Raw genomic sequence first — 24,512 nt, 5'->3', positions numbered from 1 at the left:
CTAGACTCCCGTGATTCGTCTCGACAGGGAACGGCATGAGCAAGGCTCTCGGCGCATTCGCATTGGTCACGGTTCTGAGCGCCTTGCTGATGGCGCTGTCGCTGGCGGTCGCCAAGCACGGCTACCCTCAAGGCGCCTTCGGCGTTAAGCGCCTCGACGGCATTGCCGACGCGGGTTCGTTCCTGGCCATCGCCGCCATTTATTTCTTCAGCGCGCTGTTGATGATGATCCTGCCCATCCGCGCCGCCGGGGTTGTGCTTACGCATGCCGCCGACGCGATCTTCTGGGCAACGATCGTGCTGTTCGCCGCCATTGTCGGTTCGCTTCTCGCCCGATGGGCGCTCGGCCAGCGTGAGGTGCCTTGGACCCTTCTCAACTGGCGATTCCTGTTCGTCCCGGCGATCGTCGGCGCGCATCTCGCCATGAATGAGCTTCGCCGCAACATCCTGCTCAGAAGCCTGTTCTTCGTCATCTTCGCCGCGGTCACGCTCGCCTGCCTGTTCTGGTCGTTCTCCGTCTGAAGGAGGCCGTCAGGCCTTTGTCGTGACATGGGGCGCGGACGAAGCCGGTGGACTTCCACCGCCGCGCGCCTACCTTTATCGAAAGCTTCTCGGGTAGACGTTTCCGCAGACCATGGCTATATCATTTGTCTGACAAATGACCGGCGCTTTGCCACGCCAGCCAATCTCGAAGAAACAAGCCAATCTCGAAGGAATGAAGATGACCGTGCTCCGCAAGAACCTGATCAACGGCGAGTGGCTGGGCGAGGCCGGCTCGCGCAACATCAACCCATCGAACACCAACGATGTGGTCGGCGAATACGCCTCGGCCGGGCCGGAGGAGGCCAAGCAGGCCATCGCGGCCGCCAAGGCGGCCTTCCCGGGCTGGTCGCGCTCCGGCCCCCTGGCACGCCATGCCGTGCTGAAGAAGACTTCCGACGAGATCATGGCACGCAAGGACGAGATCGGCCGGTCTCTCGCCCGTGAAGAAGGCAAAACCCTGGCCGAAGGCGTCGGCGAAACGATCCGCGCCGCGCAGATCTTCGACTTCTTCGCCGGCGAGACGCTGCGACTGTCGGGCGAGATGGTGCCGAGCGTCAGGCCCGGCGTTGGCGTCGAGATGACCCGCGAAGGCGTGGGCGTCGTCGGCATCATCACGCCGTGGAACTTCCCGATCGCCATTCCCGCCTGGAAGATTGCGCCGGCGCTGGCCTACGGCAACACCATCGTCTTCAAGCCGGCGGAACTGGTTCCCGAAAGCGCCTGGACCATCGTCGACATCCTGCATCGTGCCGGGCTGCCCAAGGGCGTGCTCAACCTCGTCATGGGCAAGGGCTCTGTCGTCGGCCAGGCAATGCTCGACAGGCCGGACGTCAACGCCATCTCCTTCACCGGCTCGGTCGGCACAGGCAAGCGTGTCGCCGCGGCGAGTGTGGAGCATATGCGCAAGTTCCAGCTCGAGATGGGCGGCAAGAACCCGCTCGTCGTGCTCGACGACGCGGACCTTGCGGTGGCCGTCGATTGCGCCGTCAACGGCGCCTATTTCTCGACCGGCCAGCGTTGCACCGCGTCCTCGCGCCTCATCGTCACCGCAGGCATCCACGACCGCTTCGTCGACGCCATGAAGGAGCGCCTGGACAAGCTGGTCATCGGCGACGCGCTGGACGCCAAGACCCAGATCGGCCCGGTCGTCGACCAGACCCAGCTCAAGCAGGATGAGGACTATATCGCCATCGGCCGCCAGGAAGGCGCCGAGCTCGCCTTCGGCGGCGAGCGGCTGGAGCGCGAGACTCCCGGCTTCTATCTCAGGCCGGCGCTGTTTACCGGCGCCACCAACGCCATGCGCATCTCGCGCGAAGAAATCTTCGGCCCGGTCGCCAATGTCATCCGCGTCAAGGATTATGATGAGGCGCTGACTGTGGCCAACGACACGCCGTTCGGCTTGACCTCCGGCATCTGCACGACAAGCCTGAAGCACGCGACGCATTTCAAGCGCAACTCCGAAGCCGGCATGGTAATGGTCAACCTGCCGACGGCGGGCGTCGACTTCCATGTGCCGTTCGGCGGCCGCAAGGGCTCGAGCTACGGCCCGCGCGAGCAGGGCCGCTACGCCGTGGAGTTCTACACCACTGTCAAGACGGCCTATACGTTCGCCGGCTGACGGGCAGGCGTCATGACGTCCGACTTCGCCGGAATGGCCTGGCTCAACCCGCCGCCGCACCATGTGTTCGGCGACGGGACGCTTCATGTCCGCACCGGCAAGGAGACGGATTTTTGGCGCGAGACCTTCTACGGCTTCCGCCGCGACAATGGCCATTTCCTCTATCGTCCCGTGGCGGGCGACTTCAGCGCCGAGGTCACCGTCAAGGGCGAATACAAGGCGCTCTACGATCAGGCCGGCCTGATGCTGCGGCTCAGCGAAACGCACTGGATCAAGGCCGGTATCGAATACACGGACGGCCTCGCCTATTTTTCCGTTGTCGTCACCAACGACGCCTCCGACTGGTCGCTGGTCAGCATTCCGACCGACCCCGACGGCGTACGGATTCGTCTGACCCGCCACGCCGAAGCCATTCGCGTTCAGTACCTCGAAGCCGCGGACGGCCGCTGGAAACCGGTGCGGCTGGCCCATTTCCCGGTCTCGCGGAGCGTCAACGTCGGCATGATGTGCTGCTCGCCGCAGCGCGAAGGCTTCGAGGTGATGTTCTCGGGCTTCAGCGTTGGCCCGCCAATCGCGAGAGAGTTGCACGATTGATGGTGGCGCGGCGCTGCCCGCGCGCACCTGCGACGCTGCCCTCCGCGGCCGGCCGTTTCTGGAAGGAAACTGGGAAAGACGGGCCTCACCAAGGGACGTGCTGTATCTCCAGCCGCGGCAGTCCGATCGGCCTGATGCCGAGATCGTTCGCCAGGGCACCGAAACCCTCGGTCTCGATCAGGTCGCGATAGGGGATCTCCGGAAAGCGAAGGCCGCCGCGATGCAAGGCGGCATCGACCAAGAGCATGGTGCCGCCGACACCGTCCAGGCCGATGCTGTCGAGGTGGCGGACGTCGCTCATATGCAGCCTTGCATGTGTGTGCCGCGGAGGCTGATAGAGACCGTCGTGAACATGGCGGAAGTAGTTATGATCTCTGTTGTGCCGCACAGTGACGAAACTGTTGAGGTCGAAGCTGTCGCCGCCTGGGACTTTCACGCAGTGCGGCGCGACGATGCGGTGCCCCCTTGCAATCAGCCGGGTCACGACGTCCGCTGGAAAACGCCAGACATCGATGTCGATCCACAGCGCCCAGTCGTCCTCGTCTCTCAGCCCATGATCGATCAGATGGTTACGCACCTTGGCGATGCCGCTGCGCCTGAAGCGTTGCAGCTGCCGGTTCGCTCGCTTGTCGCGGTCAAGCTCGGTGCCGAGTTTTTTCCGCAGCAGCACGACATCGCGATAGTCCTTGCCCAGGGCCGCAGTGGCGCCTTGCAACCGCTCCCAGCTGCCATCTGAACTGTCGCCTTCGCAAAAGACGAGCTTCATCTTGTCTTTTGGGAAGTCGAGCTGCCGCAACGCGGCGAGGAATGGCTCTATGTGTTGGGCCGCATCGCGCAGCGGCACCAGCACGGCGAGGTTGGATCCCAATGGCGGCGGCGCCGCGACGGCCGCTTGGCTGACGCTTTGCCGGGCGGCTTGCTCATCGGACACAGTCCCGCGCGTCAGGCGGTGCCGGGCCTGGTAGATCAACTTGCGCAGCCTATGCCGCAACCGGGCGGGCTTCTCCGGCGTCCACCATGTGCCCGCCCAGTGGTGGATCGACAACGTCATGCCGCCGCTGCCCGCCCGCTTTCCCGACGAATCGAGAGGCGAGTACAACTCGGCCGGATGGATCGCAAACGCCGTCTGGTCTGGATAGCCGAGTTGCGCGGAGGTAAGCACGCAAGGCCCGGTGGCGTCGATCGCCTGTTTTGCGCGGACGAGCCCGGGCAGGAACGACAGCAAATGAAGCCAGAACGGGTGCCCCGGCGGGCTGGCCATGGTCCCGTTGAACAGAAGGTAAGGCAATCCGCGAAAGCCGGCCTGGAGGCGTGCGTGGGCGTCCGGCTCCGTGCAGAACACGATCCGATCCTCGCCCAGGATCGGATCGAACGGCGCCACGCATTCGCAATCGATATCGGCATAGACGCCGCCGAAATGGTGGAGAAGCAGATAGCGGCCCGCGTCGGCGCGCAGGATACCATACTCGTAGCTGCAAAAGGTCGGCAGGAAGCTGGGATAGTGTGCGGCCACGAACTCGAGCAAAGTCCGATCGTTCCAGAACATCATCGTCCAGTCCGGATGATGCCGCTTCCAGCTCTCAACATAGCCTTGGAAGCGGGCCGGGACGATGTCGGTCTTCCACGTCTGGTGCAGGATTTTCGGGATCATCCGCGGCTCACGGCTTGAACTTGGTGACAGTCGGCGTCGACGCGGGTGGCATCCAGGCCCAGGCCCTGACCGACGGCATCGCGGATCGCCTGCGGCCCGAACCGCGACCACGCGGCCTCGTGGGCCCGGGCGCGAACGCTGGCCATGCGCGCATGGTCGGAACAAAGTCTGACCGCTATGTCGGCCAATCCCTCGTCGGTGTCCGACAGAAGCACCTCGTCGCCCTCGATCAGGTTGAGACCCTCGGCTGCCAGCGGCGTTGCAATGACCGGGACCCCCCAGGCCATTGCTTCGAGGATCTTGATGCGCGTGCCGCCGCCCATGGCAAGCGGGACGATGCCGAGATGGGCAACGGACAACAGAGGTCTGATATCGTCCGGATCCTCGACCAGACTGACCCCATCCAGTCTTGCCAGGGCGCGAACGCGCGACTCGGGCGAACGCCCGGCAAGAACGAGCTTCGCGGTCGGCAGCGTCTGGCGAATGCGGGGCAAGATGGTGTGCCCCAGCCGCTCGGCGGCGTCGACGTTCGGCTGATAGCTCAGATGGCCAACATAAAGGATGAGCGGAAACGCGTCCGAGACGGCTCGTTGCAGCGGCAGTAGCCGCGGCAGATCGTCCGCTCGCGGGATGCCGTTTGGCACGATGTGGACGGGGACTTGCGGCCGGACAAACGCCTCCAGCCGCTTACGGTCCCGTTGCGAGCACACCCAGATACGGTCGACGATGGCTGCCGCCTTTCTCTCGAGCGCCCTGAGGTCTGAGGAAAACGGCCGCCAACGCTTCTTGCGCGGCAACTGACCGGCGAGATCCGATTCGACATTGTGCATGTCCAGAACGAGTTGCCGGACCATCGGCCGCAACGGAGCGAGAAATCTGAACAGACCAACGCCTTCGACGACAATAGTATCCGGGCGAAAATCCGCCACGAGCGCCTTGAGCCGCGCCAGCGCCGGGAGCGGTATCCGGCTCTCGCCCTTGGCCCTCCAGCGGGCGAGCGAAGGCGCTCGCGGTTCGGACTTGTTGATGAGCTCAGTCACGCGAATGTCCGGCCCGGGAGGTTGGACGTCGCTGCTTCGCGGCAGGAGCGAGGCCAGGCAGACCGGGCCGAACGCGGCTGCCGCCATGGCGTTGCCGAAATTCCTGAGATCGGCGCCGGACCTCGGCCGAAACGGCGGGTCGTGGCATATGATCAGCGTGCGGCGCGAGGTCGCTGAATTGGGCATTGGCGACATCCTAGCCTCAGTCTCGGTCAGTCGCCCGATTCGGATCCTGGCCAGATATCGCATCGCCTTCCAACTGCGGCCCAGCTCCTTATGCACTCGGACCGCGCGCATCATGCCGCCAGCATCGGCGAACTTGCGGTGCCTGATCAACTGTCGGGCGATCCGCTGAGCTATCCAGGCCTTCCGCCACTGCAACGCCTCCCGTTCGACCCCGACGGCAGCCAGCCCGTTCAGTTCCAGCGTTATGGCAAGGAAGGTCCTGCGCGGTGCCGTGATGAAGCGGCGCGCCATACGTTCCTCGTCATGGTGGTAGAGCAGCACCGGGGTCTCGACGGTAACCACGTCGGCACGGGCCAGCACGGCGGTCCAGTAGCAGGTGTCCTCATCGAGGCCGATCGTTTCCGGAAAGCGGAGGTTTGCGGTCGCCCAGTCGGCGACCAGCGCGCTTCCCATCGCGATTGGCCACACTTCGTTGCGAAGGTAGCGCCGCACATTCTCTCGCCGGTCCGGGACGTAGCCCTGCGGTGCCTTGAGCTTGTCCGGCCGGCCTTTTGTGCGCCGTATGCTGGCCCCGACGGCAAGGCCGGCGAGAGGCCGGCCTGCCAGCGCCGCGCTCAGCCGCGACAGGCTGCCGGGCATCACCTCGTCGTCGGCATCGAGAAAGAATATGGATGTGCCGCTTGCCCGCTCGAGTCCGACATTGCGTGCGGCGCCCGCTTTGCGCAGTCGAACGCTCACCACCTCCAGAGGCAAGCCGTGACGTTGCGCGCTTTGCCTCGCCATCGCAGCTGTCTGGTCGTTCGACCCGTCGTCGATCACGAGAATCTCGCGGATGACCGCTCTGTCGGAAGCCAGACTGCCGAGTGCCGCTTCGATGGTTGCAGCCGCATTTCTTGCCGGGATAACGACGGTAATGTCAGCCGCCACAGGTGAGCCGCTCATTGCTGTTCGAAGAAGCCACGCTTGAGCAGGCGGTCATAGCAATGCTTGAGCACCGACACGGGGCGCAGCGAAAGACTGTCAAGATTGCCCACCACCTGAGGTTCGATGTCGAATGGCGACTGGCCTTCGATCCATTTGTAGGAGGAGCCGTCCTTCAGCACCGACGGGCAGCCCACGACATAACCGCCCAGCGCCTTCGCGTGACCCACCCGGCGCCAGCCGAAATGGAGGCTGGAAGAGATCACCGGTTCCCGCGTTCTTAGATAGACATGAAATCCGCTCGGCGATTTTGCTATTGGCGTGCCGTTCGCAATCGCCTTGTGACCGGACCGCCAGGCACGGTAGCCGGCGTCGTCATCGAAATCGAGAATCATCAGGTTCCCAAATCCGCCCAATATGCCGACATTGCCGGCAAAGTCGCCAAACCAGCGCGCGACGTCGCTGCGGCCCGGCGGCTTCTGCGCCAGTTGGAAGGTGATGGAGGTGAACGCCAGTTCCTTCAGGTCCTTGCGCAGCGTCCGCAGGTGCAACGGATCATACTCCATGGCCGCGAGGTCGAGATGCTTGCCGCCGGCACGAAGCGGCAGGCAGATATAGCCGCGCTCGAACAGCCTTACGGTATAGTCGGTCAGTGCCCCAGCCTGCATCCGCCCAAATGTTCCGGGATCGAGACGTTCCCGACAATCTGTTGGGCCGAACGGTCCGTTCGTCAAGCGCCGGCGCCTTCGCCGCGACTGCCAGCACTGTCGTCAGACATTCTTGATCGACTTCCAGTGACTTAGCCGTTCTGCGATCAACTCCACGCGCCGCTGATTGTCGTTCCCGTCCAGGATGGTTAAGTCCTGCGGATCGGCGCGCAGATAGACGCCGGACGTTCGCGCATTCACCTCCGGATTCGTGTCCGAACGTGTCGTGAAATATCCGGACGCGCGCTCGGCGGATTCCAGCCGGATCTCGCCTGTCCCGTGCAGCTGCGGCGCGTTCGCGTCCAACGGCCGTTCCCCGTTCCAATAGTAGAAGATGCCCGAAGACTCTCCTTTCTCCTTCGACGCCTCGCTCCAGTATCTGGCCGACAGGCTGCCATTCTCTTGCCATGAGCGGCCGTTCAGCTCCAGCGCGCCGTTGCGGTCCCGCGAGATCCTCAGCAGACTGACCGCGGAAGGCTCCCTTGCTGTGCGCTCTGACAGGGAGAACTGCCACCAAAACCCCTCTATGCGGGCGACTCGCCCCTCATTTTCGATGGCATTTCGCAGTTTTTGATTGATTGCTCTGGTCTCCGCGGCGGTCGCTGCCTCGCCGTAGCGTACCGACGTCAGGCCGAGCAGATCGCTGGGAAGCTTGGCACCATTCGCGTGCAGGATGAAGGTCCGGCGCATGCCGAGAACCCCGCCGAACAGGCCGGCCTCGAAAACCACATTGTCTCGCGGAGAAGCCTGGGCGGGAATAGTGGTGGTCGATTCCGGCTGGCTCGCGCTCGTCCAGTCGTCCTGGGCGAACACGAAAGCGGCGAAGTCGACCTCGCGCGTCAGCTCCAGGAGACGCCCCAGCGTTGTCGTCCCGGGATTGAAGGATGTCGTCCAGGGTTCGACATTGGCAATATCTTCAAGGCCACGCTGCAGCGCCTGCAACAGCTTCTTCTGTTTTCCTGACGAGCCCAGGAAGATTCGCGGCTTGGCCATTCGTTTCTCTCCAGCGCAATAAGAGTCCTCACAGCGTAGGCGGTTGTCCTATCTCATTGCAACGACCGCATTACCATGACAGGCCTCCAGCTACACCTCCGCGCGGTTCTGGAAGAACTGCAGGAGAGCTCGCGCTCGGTGGTGATGTCGAGCTTTCGCCTCTCGGTCGTCAAGACTGCACCCCGATCAGGACAACACTTCAAGATTGCAAAGTCGGCGACGACGCCGGAGAATAAAGGCCACCGCTTCCTCCGCTCGGAAGAACGCGGCGGCCGCCTGGGCATCTTGCTCGGGGACCTTCTCCCATGAGCAATCGAAATCGATTTTCGGAAAGGATTCATCCGCCAACGAGCAACAGGCCGCCCCATTCCGGCCTTTTCGCTGTGCAATATGCCTGTGATAACGCCTCTTTGCCCGTGGCAACATTTCCGGTTGAGCCACCGGCGATAGGGCGATAGATTATGCTGCAGTGCACAATGAACCCGGTAGGGCCGAACGTCGGCTCGTGCCGGCTATCAGACACTGAACCGCGCTAACTGTTGTTTACGCAATTCCCGACGAAAGACAGTCACACACTTTTCCTGGAATTGCTCCAAGGCTGAACGGACGAAAAATCCGGCATGAAGATTCCAAAATCCATTCTGCTCGATCCGGAGGCAAACAAGGCCTATGGCGCGTTTGCCGTCGCGGTTTCCGTTCTTGCCTTTGCCTATTCCAGCAATTTCGGTCAGGTCCTGATCCTCGCCTATTACGCGGTCTGGCTGCCGCTGTTCTTCGTCGACTACCGGCGTTTCAGCTGGAAGCTCTCGAACGCTTGGCTGCCGATACTCTTCGCGACCTATGTCTGCCTGTCGGTCTTCTGGTCGCAGGCCGCCGGCATCAGCGCGCGTGCGGCGGTGCAATATTCCTCGCATATCGTCTGTGCCTATATCGCGGCCCGCACCATCAGCGTGCGGACGCTGGTCCTGGGATCGCTGATCGGGATATTCGTCGTCCTGCTCTACTCGCTGAAAGTCAACGCTTACGCGCTGGACATAATGGACGGCACTTTCAATTTCGTCGGCGCCTTCGCCTCCAAGAACCAGGTCGGGTTCTTCTCGTCGTTCGGCATCTTTTTGTCTTTCGTCTTCCTGATGTTTTACCGGCGCAACTGGCTGAGCTTCTTCTGGACCGCGCCGATCATCCTGATGTCGGCATACATGCTGGCAATCTCCCACTCGGCGACATCCGTCGCCTCGCTGCCGGCGGTGCTCGGCATCGTCATCTTGCTCACCATGAGCAGGGTCCTGTCGCGGCGCTACCGCCGCGTGCTGTTCGTGGTCGGCGGCGGCGCGTTGGTAGCCGGCGTGGTGGCCGCGCTGAACCTTGGCCTGCTGGACGTCGTGCTCGGCATCTTCGGCAAGGATTCGACGCTGACCGGCCGCACCTATCTCTGGCAGCAGGGCTGGGAGGCGGCGCAGCTGCACCCGCTGCTCGGCTACGGCTATGCCGCCTACTGGGTGCAAGGGTTCGCCGATCCGGAACGGTTGTGGGCCGAGTTCTACATCACGACCCGCACCGGCTTCCATTTCCACAACACCTATATCGAGACCCTGGTCGAGATCGGCTTCGTCGGCGTCACCATGCTGGCGCTGATCATCCTGCGCGCCTTCTACGGCCATATCTCGAAGGTGGTGTTCGGGGTCTGGAGCGCCGATTCGGTGGTGCTCGCCGGCGCCGTCGGGCTGATGCTGATCCGCTCCTTCTTCGAGGTCGAGATCCTCGGCCCTTACTTCATGGCCTCCTTCATCGTCTATTATGGCCTGTTCAAGCTGAACCCGCTGCCGGTTGCCCGGCGACGGCGGGTTGCCATTCCTGTCCAGGATGAAAAATCTGCCAGCGGCCACATGCCGGCGCCGGTCTGATCGCGGTTTTCGCCTAGTCCCCCGAAAGCGAGAACCGGTTTCGGGTCAAGGACATGCGTAAGAGCAAAACCTAAAAGAGCGCGGAGCAAATCTGAAAGATTGCGACGCGCTTTAGGCCACGGCTCGCGAGCGCTGCATTTGCCGCTGCAGGAAGCGGCGCACCGGCTCGTCATAGATGCGGGTGGCAATGTCGGCGATGACGATAACCGCAGCGGCCATGACGATGCCGAACCAGGGATGATGCGCGAACGGGTCGACCGACGCGGCCTTGCCGGCCCCGGCGATGATCATCAGCAGCGGCGTGTGGATGATGTAGATCGGGTAGGAGACCCGCCCCAGCCAGCCATAGAAGCTAGCCAGTCGCGGCGCGGTCGGCGCCACCGCGCCGGTCACCACCATGAGCGGGAAAACGACGGCGATAGAGGCGAGGTCGTAGGCGACACGCCCGGCAGCACCCGCAGGCGCGATGGCGAAGACGATCAGCGTAAGCAGGATCGCGGCCTCGACCCACCAGCCGCGCCGCAGAAAGCCGAGGCCATCCTGGTAGCGCGCCATCGACCGGCAGAGCAGCACGCCGAGGAAGAAGGAGAACCAGACGCGCGGCAGCCCGCTGATGATGGTCTTGCCGGTCATGCCGAAATCGAGCGTGCCGGCAAGTGCCGAGGCGACGATCAGCAGCACCAGGCTGACAGCCACCAGCACCGTCAGCACACGTTTCGACAGCAGGAAGAAGACGGCGGCATAGGCGATGTTGACGATCAGCTCGAAGAACAGCGACCACGAAGCGGGATTGAGCGGAAAGATCGTATGGTAGGCATCGCCGACCAGCGGAATGAAGAGCATGCCTGTCGTGAGCTGCGTGCCGATCTCCGACAACGGCATGTATTCCGTCGCAATCAGCCTGTTCTTGATCAGCAGATAGAAGCAGCCGAGCAACGTGCCGACGAGGTAGAGCGGGTAGAGGCGTATCAGGCGGATGGCCAGGAAGGTGCCGAAGCCCATGCCGTTCTCGATCTTGCGGTCGTAAGCGTGGGCGATGACGAAGCCGCTGAGCAGGAAGAACAGGTCTACCGCAAGATAGCTCGACGGCAGCACTTTGCCGTCGGCCAGAAAGGGCGAGAAGTGATAGAGCATCACGCTGATCGCCGCCACGCCGCGGATGGCGTCGAGGTTGAGGTAGACGTGACGCGGAGCGGCAGGCTGCATTCTATGCCTTCAAGCGGTCCAAACAGATTGCTCGCCCGCACCTTGGCGCGAACGAGCCTGACTTGTTCCTCCCGCGGACCGCGCTGAGCGAGGCCCGGGCGCCCGGCTACTGGCTGGCCATGGGTGGGCCGCCGGCACTCGGCGCCAGCTTCACCTTGATGACGTCGCCCGGCAGCACCGGCGTGTCTTCCTTGGCGTCGATCTCGCTGGTCTTGCCGTCGGCAACACGCACCAGCGAATACAGCAGGGCCGGTTCCTGGCCGCCTGTTATGGCAGCCGCCATTGCGGGATCCGAGGCCGCGGCGATCAGGCCCTTCTGCATGGCAGTCCTCAGCGTCGCCTCGTTCAGGTCGGCCTCGGCCTGCTGCCGGCTCGCGGCCAGGTTGGAATTGAGCGTGTTGCGGGCATCGATGGCGTCCTGATCAGCTTTGCTGATCGATTGCTTGGCGGTGAGGATGGCCGTCTCATAGTCCAGGATCTTGCCCTGCAGGTCCGCCACCGACTGTTTCGAATCGAGCAGTCGCGCATTGGCGACAAGGCCCTTCTGGGCCAGCGGACCGATGCTGGTGAGCTGCTGCTGCGCCAGATCCACCTGCTGCTGCTGGTTGGCGATTTTCTTCTGCAGCGATTCGATCTCGCCTTCGAGCACGCCTTTCAGGTCATCAAGCGCGTCCAGCTTCAGGTTCAGCGCCTTCTGGTCGGCCGTGAGGATCTGCATTTCGTCGGCAACGATGGCCTGCGTTCTCGGGTCGTCCACGGCCTCCTTCGGAATCTCGAAGCTCGTCTTGCCGGCAAGGTCTGCGTCGATGCGCGCACGCTTTATGATCAACCGCAGCCGCTGGTCGTCATAGATATCGAAACTGCCCTTGGCGGTGACCAGGTCCTTGCCGAGCTGAGGGCCGTAATCGGCGTTGCGCCGGATGCCGCCGGCGATGCTCACCGCCTTCAGTACCGTAAGGTCCGGCACGTAGGGGAACTGGCCAGGGTTCTGCACTTCGCCCGAAATGTAGAATGGCCGGAACTGCGCCATCTCGACCGAGGCTTCAGGCTTGTCGGGCAGTGCCAGCTTGCGCTGCAGCGCGAGACCGATCGCCGCAGCGATCTCCGAGGTCGTCTTGCCGGCCGCCTGCATCTCGCCGACGAACGGTACCGAGAGCGTGCCGGCGGGGCCGACCGAATAGTCGCCGTTGATGGAGGACCAGTCGCGGAACGTGCCGTCGACCGTCTGCCACTCGGCGATGCGGATGTTGAGCTTGTCCTGCGGCCCGAGACGATAGTCTCCAGCCACCGCCATAGTGGGAATCGCAAGAGACAGGGCAAGCGCCACGGCCGCAAACCGGCTGGGCGCCTTGGAAAGGAGTCCGAGGGGGTGGTTTTTCAATGAACGTTTCCGATCCGCGTTAGCCCCATCCGCCCGATGAGATTACTGCCGGACGCCTGTCCCGAGATTGGCGGGACAGGCCTGGCGGTCAATAGCTGCCGCGCGCCATCCACACGGCAGGCACGGTTTTGACGATGATGCGAATGTCCTCGACCATCGACCAGTTCTCGACATAGTGGCGATCGAAGGCGACGCGCGTGTCGTAGGACACGTCGTTGCGCCCGCTCACCTGCCACAGCCCGGTGAGGCCCGGGCGCGACTTCAGATAATAGACTGCGGCGCTGCCGTAGATCTCGAGCTCGTCGCGTACGACAGGGCGGGGCCCGACCAGGCTCATGTCGCCCTGCAGGATGTTGATGATTTGCGGCAGCTCGTCGAGGCTGAGCTTCCGCAGCACCGCGCCGACACGCGTCACTCGCGGATCGTCCTTCAGCTTGCGCGTCGCCGCCCATTCGGCGGCGGCATCCGGATTGGCCGCCAGATGCGCGGCGAGCACCTTCTCGCCATCCTGCACCATGGTGCGGAATTTGAGGCAGGCGAAAATCCTTCCGCCGCGACCGATCCGCTTGTGGCCGTAGAAGATCGGGCCGCGGTCGGAAAGCTTGACCAGCAGGGCGACCATCAGAAAGAGCGGGCTGAGCAGGACCAGACCCGCCAGGGAACCGACGATATCGAAACTGCGTTTGAGCAGACCGCCGATGGGGGGTGGAAAATCAATGCCGGCCTGCGAAAAACCCGCATTAGCCGGCTTGGCGACGTCCCTCATGCAAAAGCTCCATACGTTGAACGGATGGTTTACGGCACGATACCAAAAAAATGCTGCAGCGCAACACACAATTTCCCATTCGCGTGAAATGTTCGCGTCATGAATTGACCAAATAATAAACCTGCCGTGCCCAAATTTTGGCCTTTGTGGCATGTTTATGACAAGGTGAGAGGTTTTTTGGGAAATGTAGTACAGCTTTCGGGCTGATTTTGGGCGATGCATTCTTTGCTGCAGACGAACGGCGGTTGCAGGTCGTAAGAATCACTCGTTCAGGTAAGTTCATCGCATTAAATACTGCTTAATGTTTCGGATTCTACTATCGAGGATTTCGCTATAGTGAATAGGTGGCGATGCAGGGGTGTGCGCCGCAGCATGGCAGAGTCGATGCCGCGAAACCCTTGGCTTCATGTGCATTTGGCCTTGCCGCAAAGGTCTCGCCTTAATAGAGTGGCAAACTGTTGCTGTCATAGTCTGGATGGGTCGGAAAGGCCGGAAGCAACCGGTCGGATTGGGCAGCCAGAAATAGCTCTCTGGCGAAACGGGGAGTTACGCGGGTGGGTAAGCCACAGCCTCTGCATGCGCGTGCCGGTTGACGGGCCGACGAGCATGTCTTTGCCAAAGTTCATCGTCGGGATGATATTCACGCTCGCTGTTGTAGTCGGCTGGTCCTGGCTCGACGGCGAATCGCTTGGCACCATCATCATGCGCGCCGTGATTTGCGCTGTCGTCATTCAGGTGGGGTACTTCGTTCTGGTGTTCGCCATGATCGCCAGGAGCGGGCCGATACCCGCCGACAAGGCGCGGCAGGCCGACCGTGGCATCAAGGTGCCCGATGGCGAAAAGCTAACCGCCCGGCGCGGCAGCCTCCGCTGATCTTTCAGCCGGCGCCGGGGGCGGCGTATTGTCGGCCAATGTTGCGGTTTCCCGTTCGGCCCGTTCGCCGTAGAGCATCCTGGCCAGCCGGCTGCCCGACTTTGCTTTCAGCCGCTGATATTGCCCGACCTCGACGATGCGGCCGCCCTCGATGGCCACGACCCAGTCGGCAAAGGCGATCATCGACGGCCGATGCGCGATGGTGAGGATAGTCATCTTGCCGCGCAGTTCCTCGATCGATTGAGCGATCAGCGACTGATTCTGCCAGTCGAGCGCGCTCGTCGCCTCGTCGAGGATGAGCAGCGAGGGTTCGCGCAGCAGCGCCCGTGCCAGCGCGATGCGCTGACGTTCGCCGCCGGAAAGCCTGACGCCGCGATCGCCCACCACCGTTTCGAGCGTCCCGTCGAGCCGCTCGACGAAGTCGGCCGCATGAGCCTTGCGCAGCGCCGCCCACAGCTCGTCGTCGCCGGCCTGCGGCGCCGCCAGGCGCAGATTGGCGCCAATGGTGTCGTGCAACAGAAACACGTCCTGCGGCACATAGGCCACCTGGCCGCGCCAGGCCCTGCGGTTTTGCGCGGTGATCTCGACACCGTCCGCCAGGATCTTGCCCTGGCTCGGCTCGAGCAGCCCAAGCAGCATGTCGGCGATCGTGCTCTTGCCCGAACCGGACGGGCCGATCAGCGCCGTCACCTCGCCGGCGGGAAGGCCGAAGCTAATGCCGCTCACCACCGGCCTTCCATCGCCGGCGCCATAGGCGAACGAGACGTCGCGGATATCGAGGCCCCTGTCGAGCGACAGCCTTGCGTTCTGCGCGGCATCGCCGGACTCCATCTCGCGCGCGGCATCGAAACGCGCCTGCAGGGCCTGCATGGCGGTGTAGGCCGGCAGGTTGATCAGCATCTGCTGCGCCTGCACCTGCATGTCCATGAAGCGGGGCGCGACCCGCATGAAGACCAGGAGCAACACGACGATTTCCGCAAGGGAGAGATGGAAGCGGACCAGCGCGATATAGATGAACAGGCTGAGCCCGATCACGCTCGCGACCTGGAACAGCGCGGTGCCGATGGTGCTGTTGCGGACATAGGCGACATTGTCCGCCTTCATCTTGTCCAGCGTCGCGCGGAGTTGCGCGAAATAGCTCGCCTCGACATTCAGGCTCTTGGCCACCTTGATGCCGCCGAGGAACTCCGAGACCGTGCGGTATTGGTCCTGGCGGCTGCCGGTCAGCACGCGACCGTAGGCGGTGGCGCGCGCGCGAAAGGGCTGCAGCGCGATGAACAAGAGCACGCCGATCAGGATCGCGAAGCACGTCATCACCGGCGAGATGAACACCGACACCACGAGATAGCCGGCAAGCAGCAGCGCCGTCTGGGCGAGCATCAGCAGCGAGAAGGCTGCCGCCTGAACGCGGTCGATGTCGCCGGTCAAGGCGTGGTCGAGATCGGAGCTGCGCATGCGGGTGAAGACACCCCAGCGCGCCTTGCCGATGCTCTCGAACAGGTTCATGCGCACCCGGTTGACGAAGTCGTAGAGTAGCCGCGCCATGTAGAGCGACTTGAAGCGGTTGAACATCGCCTGCAGCACCACCAGCGCGACGAGCAGGCAGAGCACCGTCACCAGCGAGAGCGTGCCGCCCGGCACCAGCCAGCGCAAGGCGCCCGGTACGCGCACGGCGAAATCTTGGTCGGCACTGCCGATCAGATGCAAGAGCGGGATCAAAAGCAGGATCGAAAGGCCCTCGGTCAGACTCCCGAGGACCAGGAAGGCAAGCGCCGTCAGCGTGCGCTGTCCGCCGATATGCGCCATGACACCACCGAAGCCGGCCACGTCCCGCAAAAGTGTCAGGCGAAGTTTCGAGGACCAGCCCATGCCGCTGCTCACCTTGCCCGGGCCAGATCGCGCTCGATCAGGGCGACGGCATCATCGATCCGCTCCAGGCCTGCCGGCACTTCGAGCCGGCTGACGCCGATCCGGCCGGCAAGCTGCGCGCAGTGCTGGAGATGGGTGGACGCGAAATCGCCGACCAGCGCCTGCCGGCCGAACCGCGTGACATAGGAGAACTTGATGATCGCCGGCAGCGCGGCGGCGCCCTTTAGCGGCGTGATCGCCGCCTGCCCGTCGCGCTCCAGCACATAGATCCGGGCCGCCGGCACGGCTTCGCCGGAGAACCCTTCCTGCAAGCGATGCTGCGCCTTCTCGATCTGCGGATGCACCTGCGGCCGCACCTCCGCTCGGCCGATCCTGATGGCGTTCGCGGCATCCGCTGCAAGCTTGAGCTGCGGAAAGCCGGGCAGGATCATCGGCCGTGAGGGGGCGGACAGGTCCAGCGCCACGACATCGTCGGTAAGCAGAAGGTGACCGGCGCGGATCATCGCGCCCGCCGTGGTCGACTTGCCGGCACCCTTGTCGCCCATGAAGATCACGCTTTGCCCGCCAACGGCGATCGCGCTGGCGTGCAGGACGAGCAGACCGCGCTGATGCAGCGTGAGCGCCAGCACCGGACCGAGAAGCGGAAAGGCAAGCAGCGGATCATCGACGCCCGGCGCCGGATCGACATCGATCCGGGAGGCATCGCTGATCAGGAAAGTGCCAACGGCTTGCCAGGACAGGTATTGGCGTGTCGGCTCGAAGCGAAAGGCCGCAGCGTTCGCCAATGCAGCCTCCGGAAAATCGATCGGCCCAACAGCGATCTCGATGTCCGGGGTTGCCGGCGCGGTCGGTTCCAGTTCCGGCAAAGCCACCTCCGACCCGATCGTCAGGCCGTACGCCTTGTAAAACCGACGAACACGCCCGTTTCGAGGGGCCGCTTCGATGGTGGAGCCGGGCCTCGCGGCAAGAGAAGCGGCTGGAGAGTTCATGCAGGGCTTCCATGCTGTTGGACCTGCCGCAGCCATAGCGACAGTGAGGCCGAACGCCAGATATGCTGGACGTCGGGCAGCGTCGCCTGCTCGGGCCGCTGCAGCATGCGCGCATAGACCGCGTTCACCTCGGGCAGATTGACATAGGGGGCGATCAAGTCGTTGTCCGACACCAGCAGCCGGTCCAGGAGATCGCGATGGTTGACGATCATGCCTTTGACCAGGCTGGCGGTGAAATCGATCTTGTCGCGCCGCCACTGCACCGCCGGCGGCAGCACGCCTTCCATAGCCCGGCGCAGCACATGGCGGCCGAAGCCGTTGCGCAGCTTTTCCTCGCCCGGCAGTGCCAGGCAGAATTCGACCAGCGGCTTGTCCCAGAACGGATAGCGCGGCTCGATGCCGAAATTGGCGGCGGCCTTGTCGAGAACCTCGAAAGCATGGGGCACCAGCCCGGTGGACAAAAGCCAGCGATGGGTGAGCGCTTCGCTGGTGCTGACATTGGCGGGCATAAAGGCCGCGCGATGGAAACGTTCGGCGAGATCGGTACGCCTGGCAAGCCCCGGATTGACCAGTCCTGCCCAGGCCACGCGCGGTGCATGGGAGGGTCTGCGCCGCAGTTTTCCGAGAAGGCGCCTGGCCTTCGCCCTCATCCTGGCAATCCGCCAGGCCGGCCCGTAGGCGGCGAGGAACTTGAAGTACAGAGGCAGCATCCCGTCGCCATAGGTGTTGGCGGCACTGTGCAGCTCGCGCCACAGCTCCAGCCACCTGCCGCGATGGGCGAGCTCATGCAGATACCCATGACCTTGCGACACGACCTCGTCACCGCCGTGGCCGTCGAGAAGCACTGTGACGCCCTTAGCGCTCGCGGTGCGATAGACGCTGCGGGTCAAGGACAGACCGGGCGCCAGGAAGGTCCCTTCCTGTTCCTCCAGAATGCGATCAAACTCGGCGAAGGGCGCATAGTCGCCGACCGCGATCAGCGTGCCGTCGAGCCCATATTGCTCCAGCACTGCATCGATGAAGGGCCGCTCGTCCATCGAAGACCCCCTCTCGAACACCAGCGAGAAAGTTTTAAGCTTCGGCTTCTGCGTCGCCGCAGCTTGAAGTCCGGCCATGCAGGCGATCGAGGACGAATCGAGCCCACCACTCAGCATGGCACCGACGGACGGAGTGCCCCGCATCCGGTTTTCAACCGATCGCGCGAAAAGATGCAGGAACTCGTCCGCCGCATCCGAACGCTGCGGCCTTTGTGAGGGCTCAATCTCCCAGTAGCGGCTCAGCACGACCTGATTGTTGGTCACCGTCATGCTGTGCCGAGCGGGCAAGCGAAATATCTCCGCATAGAGCGTAGATTGCGGATCGTCCGGCAGGCCGGCGAGGAAGCCGGAAATCTGATGCTCGCTGAGAGCCCTGCCGACACCATCCAGCGCCAGAAGTGGGCCGATCTCCGAGGCGAAGGCAAAGCGCCTGTCGGCGCAGTGGTAGTAGAAAGGTTTGACGCCGAAATGGTCGCGCGCGCAAAACAGCGCCCGGCGCTCGGCGTCCCAGACCGCGAAGGCGAAATCGCCTTGCAGGTAGGTCGGACAGGCCTCGCCCCATTTGAGATAGGCGTGCATCAGCAGTATGGCGTCGGCGGCCGATCGGTCGCGCACACCGAGCTGCGCCAGAAGCTCCTCGCGGTTGTCCAGCCGGCAATCGGCCGTAATGGCGAGCTTGCCGCCGGCCATTGTCAGCGGCCCAGGGCCCTGCTCGCCGGTCGTGTTGAGCCAGGCATGGCCTAGTGCTGCGTGTCTGTCCGTCCACCATGAGCTGCCGTCGCGCGCCCGGTGGCGCATGCGCGCCAGCATCTGCTGGATGTCGGCCGCCGCCGCTGGGCTGCCATCCTGTCTGAGCAGAATTCCGGCGACGCCGCTCATCGCCTAGTGTCCGTGATCGACAAGATGGGCAAAGCCGTTGATGGAGCCGCCAAGCACGATGTGGTCGCCGCTGATCAGCCAGGCGTGCGCCTTGAGATCGGCGCCGGGGTCGCGCGCGATGCCGATGCTGATCGTGGAGGCCTTGCCCTGGCGGGCAAGCAGATACTGTCCGGCGAGCGCCTGGGTAAGGCAGCTGGCGCCCGGCACGTATCGTCCAGCAGCGGCAACGCCCCAGGCGACGCGCCGCAGATCGCCGATGCCAGCGTCATTCCTCGCTTCCAGTCGAGTCACCAGCGCACGCATGCGATTATAGGACGAAAGCGTAAGCCCCAGCCGCGCGAGGCTGACCACTGCCAGGCAGCGCGCCAGAAACAGCGCCTCTGAGCCGCTAAGCGAGAGGACCCTAGGCCAGTTCCTCATGGTGGAACCTCGCAAGCCCGGCTTCGATCAGTCCCTTGAGCAAGCCCTCGACATCGGCCTTGCAGCGTTCTGTATCGACATCATAGCGGGTGAGCACCGCGCTTGTTATGTCGGGGATCGGTCGTGGCTCCTGGATCAGCTCCCAAATGTAGGCGCCGACGCCATTCAGGCTGTAGTAGATGTTGGATTTGAGATGGAGCAGCGCCAGTCCGTTGCCGAATTCACAAGCCACGGCATCGCCGCTCGCGACCACGCGGTCATGGTTCGATGGGTTCCAGTGCATCCTAAAACCTCATTGTTGAACGCCTGCGTGACCTCGACCGGGATCGGTTGCCTGCGATCCTCAGGGAGTCCAGGGAGCCCAGTGCAGGGGCCCCCGGTCAACCGTTTGAAGAAAAAGAACGCCCGGAGCCCCCAACTGCGACAACTCCGGGCGCTGCAAGCTCAGGAGAAGGTGAGCTCACCGACCGGTGTGTGCGCGGGAAATGCCGCGTCAAGCGCCGTGGTCCCGGAGGCACCCTGCGTGATCGTTTCGATCGAACCGTGAACCGTCAGGCTTGGGGTCTCGTACTCTTGCTTTTCAACATTCTGTTCCATTCTATTCTCCAATTAAGACTGGAAGCGGCGTCGGAATGCCGCCAGCATATTGCTATGCTGCATCGCAATTGCTGCACGGCAACATTTATGAGTCAAGCCTGATTTACCAGGCAGTAATCAATTCTTGGTTGCGCAGGCCCGCGTCAGTGATGACGCCGCCGGCTTTTGCATCTCGGGCGAACACCGCTCGAACGTTCAACATCGCCTTTTTGCCGTCTAAGTAAGCGTATGATTTGATTGGGATAAGTCCGTAAGCTTAAGTGGCTATGTGGGAATCGCGAAGAAAATACTTCAGAAAATAGCGAATGCCGGCTCACCTCGCCGCCACCGGATTTGTCTTCAAAAGTGATCGGCCATGAGCGAATATGAACGCTCAGGTTGCAGGCGCGAGGCGGCTTGGGAAGGCGCTGGATGGCGCTCCTGATTTTTTGGCGATGCTTTTCTTCGCAGTTGCGGTATAAACGCCGCTGCGGGCGGTTTTGCGGAGAGACGACAACGGGCATGACCGTGCAGGATGCTTCTTACGACAGGCTGCGTGCGACCGGCAGTGCCGACGAAGTCGCCTATGTGCAGGCCTGTCTGCGGCTGTTCTTCAATCCGACAGCGCGCGCGGTCGACCATGGCGGTATGCCGGCTCCGGCAATCTGCGTGGCCGACATTGCCGACATTGCGAGGTTGAACAAGGTCGCCGTCTTTATGCTCAAGGCTCTCTCGCATGGGGCCACCGGCGCGACGCCTCCCGAATTGCTCGCATGGCTCGATGGTTATCGCCGGCGCACCATGTCGATGAATGCAGCCTGCATCGGCGATTCGATCGCCATCCATCAGGTGTTGCAGGACAGGCAGATCGACTTCGTCTTCCTGAAGGGGCCGCTCCAGCAGCAATTGCTCTACGGCGACCATTTCATGAAGCCGTCCGGCGACGTCGATATTCTGGTTTGCCCGTCCGGCTTCGCTGCCGCCCGCGAAGCCCTTCGCTCGGCCGGCTACGAGGTCGCCGGCAAGTCCCGGTCGATCTGGTGGGTGCGTTTCCTCGGCGAGCAGCACATGGTCCGCGACGATGGCGTGCGGGCCGCAACGGTCGATCTCCATTATCGGCTGCAGCAGCCGGGCTCGCCGAGCCCGCGCGACATCGACGGCTTCCTGCGCCGCAAGCGCGAGGTCAAGGTTGCGGGCGCCTCCATGCCCCTGATATCGGCGTCCGACACGTTGCTCTTGTCCTGCATCAGCGTCGCCAAAGCCTTCTTCAACCGCGAGCCCTGCGCCGGCTATGTCTGCGACGTCAGAGCCGCGGCCGGCCGGCTGAACGAAGCCGAGCAGCAGAAACTGCTCGACCATGCCGCTGAGCAGGGCCTCGCCGACACGCTGCTACTTGCTTTGCGCGCGGCCGATGTTCTGCTTGGCGGTACCGCCACGCTGCTTTCGGACCGCGCCACCCGGATCCTGGCGCGCATCGACAATGCCGACCTCTTCCACATGGTGATCGCGCCCTGGCTGTCCTCGTTGCGCTGGCCGCAGCGGCGAACGGTGCTGTGGGAGCTCTGCGGTCGCGAGCCGGTGCGCTATCTGGCGGAGGCCGGCTGGGCGGCTTCCGCCGATCTCAGCCGGCGGATCTTCGAGCGGCCGGCCGCGGCCGCGCCGGTGCGGGGCAACGCATGAAGATCGGTTTTGCATTCATAGGTGGGCTGTCACTCACGCAATCGAAAGGTGAATCATGGCCGTGACAACCCCAAGGGTCTGCGTCATCATCGCCGCCCGCAACGCGGCGCGGACCATACCGGTCGCCATCGCTTCGGCTCTGCGCGAGGCGGAGGTGGCGGAAGTCGTCGTGGTCGACGACGCCTCCACCGACGACACACAGAATGTGGCGCACGCCGCCGATGATGGCAGCGGTCGGCTCAAGGTGATGCGTCTCGACGTCAACCATGGTCCGTCCTTTGCGCGCAACGCCGCGATCAAGGCTTCCGTTTCGCCTTTCATCAGCATCCTCGACGCCGACGATTTCTTCCTCGAAGGGCGTTTCCGCCGGCTGTTTGCCAACGCCGACTGGGATTTCGCGGCGGACAACATCATGCTGATCAGGGACGATGCCGCGACCGACCCCACCAAGGTCGCAGCTCCGTCCTTCGCGCCAGAACCGCAATTCCTCGACTTCGAGCGTTTCATCGAAGGCAACATTTCTCGCCGCCGCGTGCTGCGCGGCGAACTGGGCTTCCTGAAGCCGGTGATCAGCCGGGCGTTCCTCGATCGTCACGGGCTGAGCTACGATGAAAAGCTGCGGCTCGGCGAGGACTACGAGCTCTATGCGCGCGCGGTCGCCTGCGGCGCGCGTTTCAAGATCATCAAGTCCTGCGGCTATGGCGCGATCGTTCGCGCCGATTCGCTGAGCGGCCGCCACAGGACGCAGGATCTGAAGCGGCTTGCCGATGCCGACCTGGCCTTGCTGGCGCTGGGCAACCTGCCGGAGGGCTCGAAGGCCGCGTTGCGGCGCCACGAGCGCCATGTGCGCGACAAATACCGGCTGCGGAATTTCCTTGACGTGAAGGCGGAGCGCGGCCTGGCATCGGCCGCCGCCTATGCCTTGGCCAGCCAGTCCAATCTGATCCCGATCGTTCGCGGCGTGGCGGCCGACAAGCTGGACGCCTTGCTCCGCCGCGCCGGCATTGCTGCGAAGCAGCAGGTGCCGCCGATGCGCTTCCTGTTGCCGGCAACAAGTGCCGCAACGGAATGATCCGACAAAAGCGGTCAGCGCGGGCGCCGTTCCCAAAAAAATCCGCTTTCCGAAACTACGAGGTTGCCTACTTGCCCCGAGAATGGCAAGCTATGCTGCGGTGCAGCAATTTCGAAAGGCCGATCGAATGGCTTCGATTTTTGGCTTCAGATCCAGGGATCCGGCTCGTGACCGGCAGACCGATCTCCAGCGGCTCGACCGTCTGGCGAAGCTGTTCGACCAGATCTCTGCCGAGATCGAAGCGGAAAAGACCGGGCTGGAGAACCGCTATCGGTCGACGGCGACCAACGCCGCTTTCCTGGTCGAGGCAACGGAGAACGGCTCAGCGTCGACAGACAAGTCGTCGGATGTCAACACGATGACCGGCGCGATCCTGAATTACGAGCGGCGCATCGCCGAACTCACGCGCCAGAAAGGTCTGATGAAGGAACTGCGTCATTCGCTCGACGCGATTGTCGACGATGGTGTCGGCCAACCCGGTTCGCAGGCCGCACAGGCAAGGTCTGCGGGCAGAGGCTGACGGCGCGTCCAGGCGCGGTCATAGCTGCAAAACATTAGAGGAGTAAGAGGGGGGAGGATCAGAAGCGGCTCTCTGGAGGCGGGCCAGGAATGACTTTGGGTTGGGGCGGACAGCACAAAGGTAAGTTTGTCATGAACGCATATCCGAACGACACCTCCACCGCGGCTGCTTGCAGCATGCCGCGCGCGAATTCGAATAGGTCGAAGACGCTTAAGCTCTGGCTCGCCGGCGCGCTGGTTGCGGCCGCGGCCGCCATTGTGGCACCACCCCATTCGGTGCATGCCGAGGAGATGCAGAGCGCGCCGTCCTTCGTCGACAATTTTTCGAATTTCGACCGTTCGCGCTGGTTCGTCTCCGACGGCTGGAGCAACGGCAATCATCAGAACTGCACATGGTCGAAGGACCTTGTCCGGCTTTCGGACGGCGTGCTGTCGCTGAGCTTCGAAAAGCGCAAGCTGAAGGATCGCGACTTCGCCTGCGCCGAGGTCCAGACCAAGCAGCGCTATGGCTACGGCGTCTATGAGGCGCGGATGAAGACCGATACCGGATCCGGCCTCAATGCCGCCTTTTTCACCTATATCGGACCGCAGGACAAAAAGCCCTGGGACGAGATCGACTTCGAGGTCCTCACCAAGGACCCGACCAAAGTCCAGGTGAACAGCTACATCCAAGGCAAGCCGAAGAACGGCAAGCTGGTCGACGTCGAAGGCGGCGCCGATAAGGGCTTCAACGACTATGGGTTCGTCTGGGAGAAGGACCGGCTGCGCTGGTATGTCAACGGCAAGCTGGTCAACGAGGTGACCAACCCGGACGAATTGCCGACCAATCCGCAAAAAATATTCTTCAGCTTGTGGGGCAGCGACAAGCTGACCAACTGGATGGGCGCCTTTGCCGATCCCGGCCGCAAGGTGACCATGCAGGTCAAGCGCATCGCTTTCACAGCGCTCGGCCAGCCGTGCCAGTTCCCGGAGTCGCTGGCATGCACCATAACCAACAGCAACTAGGCATGTCCCCCAAAGTAGGAACTGGTTTTGGGATGCGGATCATGCCGAATATCTAGGCCTCATACAGGGCCTGGGGGACATCTT

The 24,512-nt window shown here is 63.2% G+C and carries 22 protein-coding genes; 9 read left to right on the top strand and 13 right to left on the bottom strand.

Going from position 1 to position 24,512, the window contains the following annotated elements:
- The first annotated feature begins 35 nt into the window (after positions 1-35).
- From P9254_RS11460 to P9254_RS11450, 3 genes are all read left to right on the top strand, one after another.
- Complete coding sequence (locus P9254_RS11460) at positions 36-521, top strand: hypothetical protein (protein WP_095799194.1); 486 nt, start codon at positions 36-38, stop codon at positions 519-521.
- Between the two features lie 199 nt (positions 522-720).
- Positions 721-2,160 carry an aldehyde dehydrogenase family protein gene (locus tag P9254_RS11455; protein ID WP_278054843.1) on the top strand — a complete coding sequence of 480 codons (1,440 nt, stop codon included), beginning with the start codon at positions 721-723 and terminating at the stop codon, positions 2,158-2,160.
- Positions 2,161-2,172: 12 nt separating this feature from the next.
- Entirely contained in the window at positions 2,173-2,754 is a 582-nt protein-coding gene (locus P9254_RS11450; protein WP_127239459.1) for a DUF1349 domain-containing protein, read from the top strand.
- Positions 2,755-2,839: 85 nt separating this feature from the next.
- Here the strand turns inward: P9254_RS11450 and P9254_RS11445 are convergent, their stop codons facing one another.
- The 4 genes from P9254_RS11445 to P9254_RS11430 all read right to left on the bottom strand — a co-directional run bounded on the left by P9254_RS11445 (position 2,840) and on the right by P9254_RS11430 (position 8,252).
- Entirely contained in the window at positions 2,840-4,405 is a 1,566-nt protein-coding gene (locus P9254_RS11445) for a glycosyltransferase (protein ID WP_278054842.1), read from the bottom strand.
- A complete protein-coding gene (locus P9254_RS11440; protein ID WP_278054841.1) occupies positions 4,402-6,573 on the bottom strand; it encodes a glycosyltransferase in 2,172 nt (723 codons plus the stop codon). Before P9254_RS11440 ends, P9254_RS11445 begins: the two co-directional genes overlap by 4 nt.
- Positions 6,570-7,220, bottom strand: a complete 651-nt coding sequence (locus tag P9254_RS11435; protein ID WP_095824338.1) for a bifunctional DNA primase/polymerase — start codon at positions 7,218-7,220, stop codon at positions 6,570-6,572. The genes P9254_RS11440 and P9254_RS11435 overlap by 4 nt, the downstream gene beginning before the upstream one ends.
- Positions 7,221-7,322: 102 nt before the next feature.
- Positions 7,323-8,252, bottom strand: coding sequence for a TIR domain-containing protein (locus P9254_RS11430; protein WP_095824337.1), 930 nt, complete (start codon positions 8,250-8,252; stop codon positions 7,323-7,325).
- 620 nt (positions 8,253-8,872) lie between these two features.
- Between P9254_RS11430 and P9254_RS11425 the strand changes: the two genes are divergently transcribed.
- Complete coding sequence (locus P9254_RS11425) at positions 8,873-10,156, top strand: O-antigen ligase family protein (RefSeq protein ID WP_278054839.1); 1,284 nt, start codon at positions 8,873-8,875, stop codon at positions 10,154-10,156.
- Positions 10,157-10,267: 111 nt separating this feature from the next.
- Here the strand turns inward: P9254_RS11425 and P9254_RS11420 are convergent, their stop codons facing one another.
- The 3 genes from P9254_RS11420 to P9254_RS11410 all read right to left on the bottom strand — a co-directional run bounded on the left by P9254_RS11420 (position 10,268) and on the right by P9254_RS11410 (position 13,509).
- Complete coding sequence (locus P9254_RS11420; RefSeq protein ID WP_095799199.1) at positions 10,268-11,362, bottom strand: acyltransferase family protein; 1,095 nt, start codon at positions 11,360-11,362, stop codon at positions 10,268-10,270.
- A 106-nt stretch (positions 11,363-11,468) separates the two neighbouring features.
- Complete coding sequence (locus P9254_RS11415; RefSeq protein WP_156751068.1) at positions 11,469-12,656, bottom strand: polysaccharide biosynthesis/export family protein; 1,188 nt, start codon at positions 12,654-12,656, stop codon at positions 11,469-11,471.
- Between the two features lie 175 nt (positions 12,657-12,831).
- The gene (locus P9254_RS11410) at positions 12,832-13,509 is read right to left on the bottom strand and encodes a sugar transferase (RefSeq protein ID WP_067003431.1); all 678 of its coding nucleotides are present in this window, start codon (positions 13,507-13,509) and stop codon (positions 12,832-12,834) included.
- A gap of 606 nt (positions 13,510-14,115) precedes the next feature.
- Between P9254_RS11410 and P9254_RS11405 the strand changes: the two genes are divergently transcribed.
- Positions 14,116-14,382 (top strand): exopolysaccharide production repressor protein, encoded by a 267-nt coding sequence (locus tag P9254_RS11405; protein WP_067003432.1) that lies wholly within the window; start codon positions 14,116-14,118, stop codon positions 14,380-14,382.
- On the opposite strand, the gene P9254_RS11400 is transcribed toward P9254_RS11405, so the two are convergent.
- From P9254_RS11400 to P9254_RS11375, 6 genes are all read right to left on the bottom strand, one after another.
- Positions 14,353-16,251, bottom strand: coding sequence for an ABC transporter ATP-binding protein (locus P9254_RS11400; RefSeq protein ID WP_278054838.1), 1,899 nt, complete (start codon positions 16,249-16,251; stop codon positions 14,353-14,355). The two genes, P9254_RS11405 and P9254_RS11400, sit on opposite strands and share 30 nt — an antisense overlap.
- 8 nt (positions 16,252-16,259) lie before the next feature.
- A complete protein-coding gene (locus P9254_RS11395; protein WP_245432942.1) occupies positions 16,260-17,240 on the bottom strand; it encodes a serine kinase in 981 nt (326 codons plus the stop codon).
- The gene (locus P9254_RS11390; RefSeq protein ID WP_278054837.1) at positions 17,237-19,156 is read right to left on the bottom strand and encodes a lasso peptide isopeptide bond-forming cyclase; all 1,920 of its coding nucleotides are present in this window, start codon (positions 19,154-19,156) and stop codon (positions 17,237-17,239) included. The genes P9254_RS11395 and P9254_RS11390 overlap by 4 nt, the downstream gene beginning before the upstream one ends.
- Before the next feature lie 3 nt (positions 19,157-19,159).
- The gene (locus P9254_RS11385; RefSeq protein ID WP_278054836.1) at positions 19,160-19,576 is read right to left on the bottom strand and encodes a lasso peptide biosynthesis B2 protein; all 417 of its coding nucleotides are present in this window, start codon (positions 19,574-19,576) and stop codon (positions 19,160-19,162) included.
- Positions 19,560-19,859, bottom strand: coding sequence for a PqqD family protein (locus tag P9254_RS11380; RefSeq protein ID WP_095799206.1), 300 nt, complete (start codon positions 19,857-19,859; stop codon positions 19,560-19,562). Before P9254_RS11380 ends, P9254_RS11385 begins: the two co-directional genes overlap by 17 nt.
- Positions 19,860-20,020: 161 nt before the next feature.
- Positions 20,021-20,173, bottom strand: a complete 153-nt coding sequence (locus P9254_RS11375) for a lasso peptide (RefSeq protein ID WP_082953851.1) — start codon at positions 20,171-20,173, stop codon at positions 20,021-20,023.
- Positions 20,174-20,674: 501 nt separating this feature from the next.
- Here P9254_RS11375 and P9254_RS11370 point away from each other — a divergent pair.
- The 4 genes from P9254_RS11370 to P9254_RS11355 all read left to right on the top strand — a co-directional run bounded on the left by P9254_RS11370 (position 20,675) and on the right by P9254_RS11355 (position 24,428).
- A complete protein-coding gene (locus P9254_RS11370) occupies positions 20,675-21,832 on the top strand; it encodes a nucleotidyltransferase family protein (RefSeq protein ID WP_278054835.1) in 1,158 nt (385 codons plus the stop codon).
- A 55-nt stretch (positions 21,833-21,887) separates the two neighbouring features.
- A complete protein-coding gene (locus P9254_RS11365) occupies positions 21,888-22,904 on the top strand; it encodes a glycosyltransferase family 2 protein (protein WP_278054833.1) in 1,017 nt (338 codons plus the stop codon).
- Positions 22,905-23,031: 127 nt separating this feature from the next.
- Entirely contained in the window at positions 23,032-23,424 is a 393-nt protein-coding gene (locus tag P9254_RS11360; protein ID WP_278055200.1) for a hypothetical protein, read from the top strand.
- Positions 23,425-23,555: 131 nt separating this feature from the next.
- Positions 23,556-24,428, top strand: coding sequence for a glycoside hydrolase family 16 protein (locus P9254_RS11355; RefSeq protein ID WP_095824328.1), 873 nt, complete (start codon positions 23,556-23,558; stop codon positions 24,426-24,428).
- Positions 24,429-24,512: the final 84 nt, after the last annotated feature.

This window comes from Mesorhizobium sp. WSM4983 (assembly GCF_029625765.1).
GTDB lineage: Bacteria > Pseudomonadota > Alphaproteobacteria > Rhizobiales > Rhizobiaceae > Mesorhizobium.
The sequence above is the reverse complement of the archived record's forward strand: the minus strand, read 5'-3'. Positions and strand labels throughout refer to the sequence as shown.

Bases quoted from the DNA above. Each gene is read 5' to 3' on its own strand.
- P9254_RS11415 (WP_156751068.1), bottom strand. From the start codon at position 12,656: ATGGCGGTGGCTGGAGACTATCGTCTCGGGCCGCAGGACAAGCTCAAC.
- P9254_RS11390 (WP_278054837.1), bottom strand. From the start codon at position 19,156: ATGAGCGGCGTCGCCGGAATTCTGCTCAGACAGGATGGCAGCCCAGCG.
- P9254_RS11405 (WP_067003432.1), top strand. From the start codon at position 14,116: ATGTCTTTGCCAAAGTTCATCGTCGGGATGATATTCACGCTCGCTGTT.
- P9254_RS11365 (WP_278054833.1), top strand. From the start codon at position 21,888: ATGGCCGTGACAACCCCAAGGGTCTGCGTCATCATCGCCGCCCGCAAC.
- P9254_RS11355 (WP_095824328.1), top strand. From the start codon at position 23,556: ATGAACGCATATCCGAACGACACCTCCACCGCGGCTGCTTGCAGCATG.
- P9254_RS11455 (WP_278054843.1), top strand. From the start codon at position 721: ATGACCGTGCTCCGCAAGAACCTGATCAACGGCGAGTGGCTGGGCGAG.
- P9254_RS11360 (WP_278055200.1), top strand. From the start codon at position 23,032: ATGGCTTCGATTTTTGGCTTCAGATCCAGGGATCCGGCTCGTGACCGG.
- P9254_RS11380 (WP_095799206.1), bottom strand. From the start codon at position 19,859: ATGCACTGGAACCCATCGAACCATGACCGCGTGGTCGCGAGCGGCGAT.
- P9254_RS11420 (WP_095799199.1), bottom strand. From the start codon at position 11,362: ATGCAGCCTGCCGCTCCGCGTCACGTCTACCTCAACCTCGACGCCATC.
- P9254_RS11425 (WP_278054839.1), top strand. From the start codon at position 8,873: ATGAAGATTCCAAAATCCATTCTGCTCGATCCGGAGGCAAACAAGGCC.
- P9254_RS11410 (WP_067003431.1), bottom strand. From the start codon at position 13,509: ATGAGGGACGTCGCCAAGCCGGCTAATGCGGGTTTTTCGCAGGCCGGC.
- P9254_RS11370 (WP_278054835.1), top strand. From the start codon at position 20,675: ATGACCGTGCAGGATGCTTCTTACGACAGGCTGCGTGCGACCGGCAGT.
- P9254_RS11430 (WP_095824337.1), bottom strand. From the start codon at position 8,252: ATGGCCAAGCCGCGAATCTTCCTGGGCTCGTCAGGAAAACAGAAGAAG.
- P9254_RS11395 (WP_245432942.1), bottom strand. From the start codon at position 17,240: ATGAACTCTCCAGCCGCTTCTCTTGCCGCGAGGCCCGGCTCCACCATC.
- P9254_RS11450 (WP_127239459.1), top strand. From the start codon at position 2,173: ATGACGTCCGACTTCGCCGGAATGGCCTGGCTCAACCCGCCGCCGCAC.
- P9254_RS11385 (WP_278054836.1), bottom strand. From the start codon at position 19,576: ATGAGGAACTGGCCTAGGGTCCTCTCGCTTAGCGGCTCAGAGGCGCTG.
- P9254_RS11440 (WP_278054841.1), bottom strand. From the start codon at position 6,573: ATGAGCGGCTCACCTGTGGCGGCTGACATTACCGTCGTTATCCCGGCA.
- P9254_RS11445 (WP_278054842.1), bottom strand. From the start codon at position 4,405: ATGATCCCGAAAATCCTGCACCAGACGTGGAAGACCGACATCGTCCCG.
- P9254_RS11400 (WP_278054838.1), bottom strand. From the start codon at position 16,251: ATGGGCTGGTCCTCGAAACTTCGCCTGACACTTTTGCGGGACGTGGCC.
- P9254_RS11460 (WP_095799194.1), top strand. From the start codon at position 36: ATGAGCAAGGCTCTCGGCGCATTCGCATTGGTCACGGTTCTGAGCGCC.
- P9254_RS11375 (WP_082953851.1), bottom strand. From the start codon at position 20,173: ATGGAACAGAATGTTGAAAAGCAAGAGTACGAGACCCCAAGCCTGACG.
- P9254_RS11435 (WP_095824338.1), bottom strand. From the start codon at position 7,220: ATGCAGGCTGGGGCACTGACCGACTATACCGTAAGGCTGTTCGAGCGC.